The sequence below is a fragment of the Cupriavidus sp. 05T313 genome, from assembly GCF_056396665.1.
This window is the reverse complement of the sequence record NZ_JBFTLX010000407.1, coordinates 1-3,945: the sequence shown is the minus strand read 5'-3', so window position 1 is coordinate 3,945 and position 3,945 is coordinate 1. Positions and strand designations below refer to the sequence as shown.

The following is a 3,945-nucleotide window of genomic DNA, read 5'->3' as shown; positions in this document are numbered from 1 at the left end:
GTGCAGCACCGTGGCACCGGCGTTGTAGCAGTCAACGGCCTTTTGCACCTGTTCCTCCATCGTCACCGGAATGTCTTCGGGGAAATCCGCCGGCATCCACTCGGGGCCGTAAGGCGCCACGGTGATGACCACTTTGTCCTGGTTTTCGGGGTGCAGGGAATCGTCGAGGAATTGCATGTTTAGTCCTTGTCGGGTTGGGGCAGAGTCAATTGCGCCAGGTCTGTCTGTTCTAGCCGCTTAAAACGGTATGTCGCCAATGATCCCGGCGCGCTCCATCTTGCGATAGCAGGGGGGGTAGTCCATGACGGCGTAGTGCTGGGTCGAGCGGTTGTCCCAGATCGCCACGCTGTTTGGCTGCCAGCGCCAGCGCACCTGGTACTCGGGGATATTGGCCTGGCTGACCAGGTAGTTGAGCAGCAGGCCGGCGCCCGGATTGGCGTCCTGGCCGAAGCGCACGCGCTGCGGCGTGTGGTAGTTGGTGAAGTGCGTCGTGAAGGCGTTGACAAACAGCACCTTCTCGCCGGTCTCGGGATGCGTGCGCACCACCGGATGCTCGGCATCGGGATACTGTGCCTTCAATGCCAGGCGTTTCTCGAGGGGCATGGCAGCGCCGAAGCTGGCCTCGATGCTGTGGCGGGCACGCAGGTCCGCGATCTGGCTCTTGATGTGTTCGGGGAGGTTCTCATAGGCCAGGACCATGTTTGCCCACATGGTATCGCCGCCTACCGGCGGGCCCTCCACGCAGCGCAGCACGCAGCCGAAGGGCGGCGCCACGCGCCAGGTGGCGTCGGTGTGCCAGGCGTTTTCGTAGCGGTCGTTCGGCTGGTCCGGGTTTTTGTAGATCCGCACCAGGCCCGGATGTTCGGGGTCGCTGCCGGCTACCGGGTGGTCTTCCAGCTCGCCGAAAAGGCGGGCAAAGGTAACGTGTTCGGCGCGCGTCATGTCCTGGCCGCGCAGGAACAGCACGCGATGCCGGAGCAGCGCGGCACGGATTTCCGCAAACAGGCCGGCATCGTGAATGGCGTCGGCCAGCTTGATGCCAACCAGTTCGGCGCCGATGGCACAGGTGAGTGGTTCGATACGCATGGTGATCTCTTAGATCGTGAAAACCGAGGAGCCGGTGGTCTTGCGCGATTCCAGGTCCCGGTGGGCTTGCGCCGCGTCCTGCAGGGCGTAGCGCTGGTTGATTTCGATCCGGATGCGCCCGGCCGCGACATGGCCGAACAGTTCGCCGGCCAGTTCGTTCTTTTCGGCGGGGTCGGCGATGTAGTCGGCCAGGGCGGGGCGGGTCAGGTAAAGCGAGCCCTTCATCGCCAGCAGTTGCGGGTTGAAGGGCGGGATCGGGCCGGAAGCCGTGCCCACGCAGACCATCAGGCCGCGGCGCTTGAGCGAATCCAGCGAAGCGTCGAAGGTGTCCTTGCCGACGCTGTCGAACACCACATTCACGCCGACGCCGTCGGTCAGTTCACGCACGCGCCCGGCCACGTCCTCGCGGCTGTAGTCAATGATGTGGTCACAGCCGTGGGCGCGGGCAACGGCCGCCTTGGCCTCGTTCGACACGGTGCCGATCACGGTGAGACCGAGCAGCTTTGCCCACTGGGAGACGATCAGTCCGACCCCACCGGCGGCAGCGTGCAGCAGGATGGTGTCGGTGGGCTTGAAGGCGTAGATGCGGCGCATCAGGTACGCGGAGGTCAGGCCGCGCATGGTCATGGCGGCGGCGGTCGCGCAATCGATGCCGGCGGGCAGCTTGATCAGTGCTGCGGCCGCGATCAGGCGCTCGGTGCTGTACGCGCCCAGCGTATTGAGAAAGCCGGTATAGGTGACGCGATCGCCGACCGCGACCTGGGTCACGCCGGCGCCGACGGCCTCGACCACGCCGGCGGCCTCGACGCCCATGCCGGCCGGCAGGGGCATCGGGTACAGGCCCGAGCGAAAGTACGTGTCGGCGAAATTCAGGCCCACCGCTTCATGGCGCAAGCGGACCTGCCCGGGACCGGGTTCGCCCACGGCGACCTCTTCCCAGCGCAGCACTTCGGGGCCGCCGGTTTCATGGATTCGAATGGCATGTGGCATGTTGATTCCTGTCTCTGATCGTTTTGGCGTTGATTCGGTTTACTTCGCTTCGCTGGTCCATGCCAGCCCGGCCGGGAGCCGTGCGAGACTTGCGTCCGGGCGCGTCCGCGCCATCGCGGCTTCACGCTTGATTGCCGGCATTGCATTCCCCGCTTGCGCGTCCTTGTGTTGATGGAATAGTAGGCGCGCGGCCTGGGGGTGCTCCCCCCAGTGGCGGGGGGGTGGGATACAGGGAAATCCCTGATGCGGGCTGGCAATGCGCCGGGCATGTCTATAATCGGCGACATTAGGTTGCCGATCCCCTCAATCCATCCGGCCAGCCTGGAAACATGCGGTTCTGCCGCAGGCACGCAGTGCGTCGGGATGTACATGCAACGGCACGCGCGGCCGCGCAGCATGCAAACATGGGAAGACTGCCGCGTCTACTTTCATTCGATGACAAATCCAACCAGCGGCGCTGGCGCGACCGCATCGGAATTGCTGCTCAAGACGAGTCCACCGCGCGCACCGCGCCATCTTCTTGCGCGCTCCCGGCTGGGCTCGGACGGCGAGCGCTTTCGCGACCGGCCTGTGACCATCGTGCAAGCGCCTGCCGGCTTCGGCAAGACGTCCCTGCTGATCCAGTGGCACCGCGAGTACATCATGCGCGGCAGCGCGGTTGCCTGGGTGTCGCTGGATGAGCACGACGATCCCGGGCGCCTGTTGCTGGGGCTGACGAGCGCGATTCGCTCAGGCTGCGGGCGGCCGGCGTTCGGCAAGAGCCTGCCGGAAGGGGAAGGATCGTCCCGCGGGYCGCTGGAAGGCTTCACCGCGTGGCTGGCGGAGATTGCGCACGTTGCGCTCGATATCGTYCTGATACTCGATGAAGCCGAGCGRYTGCCGGAWTCCAGCCGCGATGCGTTGATCTAYSTGCTCAACAACCTGCCRCCCAACCTGCGCATCGTGGTGGCGGCSCGSRGCGGGTTCGACACGGTCRTCGASCGSCTKGGCCCYTATGRCCAGTGCGTGAAGGTCGATGCCGGGAYGCTGCGTTTCCGCCTGGAAGAGACGATCGCACTGATCGGCAGCCACTTCGACGCCAGTGTCGAAGCCGACGCGTGCGCGAGGCTGCATGACGTGACCGAGGGCTGGCCGCTCGGCTTGCAGCTCGCGCTTTCGGCAATGTCCCTCGCCCCCGATCCCGTTGCCGCCATCGATGCCCTGGCAAACAGCACCGGCGGCATGCGCGAGCACTTCGTGACCGAGTTGCTCGCCCGGCTTACCGACGCGGATACCGGCTTTCTCATGCGCATCTCGATCGCGGATCTGCTGCATGCCGACCTTTGCCGCGCCGTGACGGCGATGGAGGATGCACCGGATCGCCTGGAGCGCCTCATGCGGGAAACGCCCCTGTTCGTCGTCGCCGACCAGAAGGGCGAGTGGTTCCGCATGCACGCCATGGCACGCGATGCGCTGCGCGCGCGGCTGACGGAACTGCCTGCGCAGGAGCTCGCCGGATTGCACGATCGCGCCATGCACTGGCTTGCCGATCATGGCATGACCGAAGCTGCCGCGCGCCACGCCTTTGCCAGCGGCCAGCGCGAGACTGCCTATGGCCTGGCGCAACGCTGCCTGCACGAGGCGGCGACCCGCGGCCACTTGTCAGCCGTGCTCGAATGGCTCGAGTGGCTGCCCGAGTCCGAGCTGGACAAGCATCCACGCCTGCGTCTTGCCGCGGCATGGGCGCTGGCGCTGAGCGAGCGTCATCAGCAGGCCGAGGCGCAAGTGCGCAAAATCCTCCACCACGCGACACCGGACGACGCCATGCGCTACGAGATCGATCTGATCCTGAGCGCCGCCGCCTATCCTATTACGCGGACGAGCCGGATT

General features: G+C 65.8%; 4 protein-coding genes. 1 reads left to right on the top strand and 3 read right to left on the bottom strand.

All coding sequences use genetic code 11. The annotated features are described in order from the left end of the window. From AC1DKD_RS39845 to AC1DKD_RS39835, 3 genes are all read right to left on the bottom strand, one after another. Positions 1–177, bottom strand: a 177-nt coding sequence (locus AC1DKD_RS39845; protein ID WP_477115599.1) for a 3-keto-5-aminohexanoate cleavage protein, incomplete at its 3' end; no start/stop codon positions are given. 60 nt (positions 178–237) lie between these two features. After that, on the bottom strand, positions 238–1,086 hold the full coding sequence (locus tag AC1DKD_RS39840) for a TauD/TfdA dioxygenase family protein (RefSeq protein WP_441637600.1): 849 nt from the start codon (positions 1,084–1,086) through the stop codon (positions 238–240). Between the two features lie 9 nt (positions 1,087–1,095). Beyond that, complete coding sequence (locus AC1DKD_RS39835) at positions 1,096–2,076, bottom strand: quinone oxidoreductase family protein (protein WP_441637598.1); 981 nt, start codon at positions 2,074–2,076, stop codon at positions 1,096–1,098. A gap of 435 nt (positions 2,077–2,511) precedes the next feature. On the opposite strand from AC1DKD_RS39835, the gene AC1DKD_RS39830 reads away from it, so the two are divergent. Then, positions 2,512–3,945: winged helix-turn-helix domain-containing protein (locus AC1DKD_RS39830; RefSeq protein WP_477144612.1), on the top strand; the 1,434-nt coding region annotated here is incomplete at its 3' end.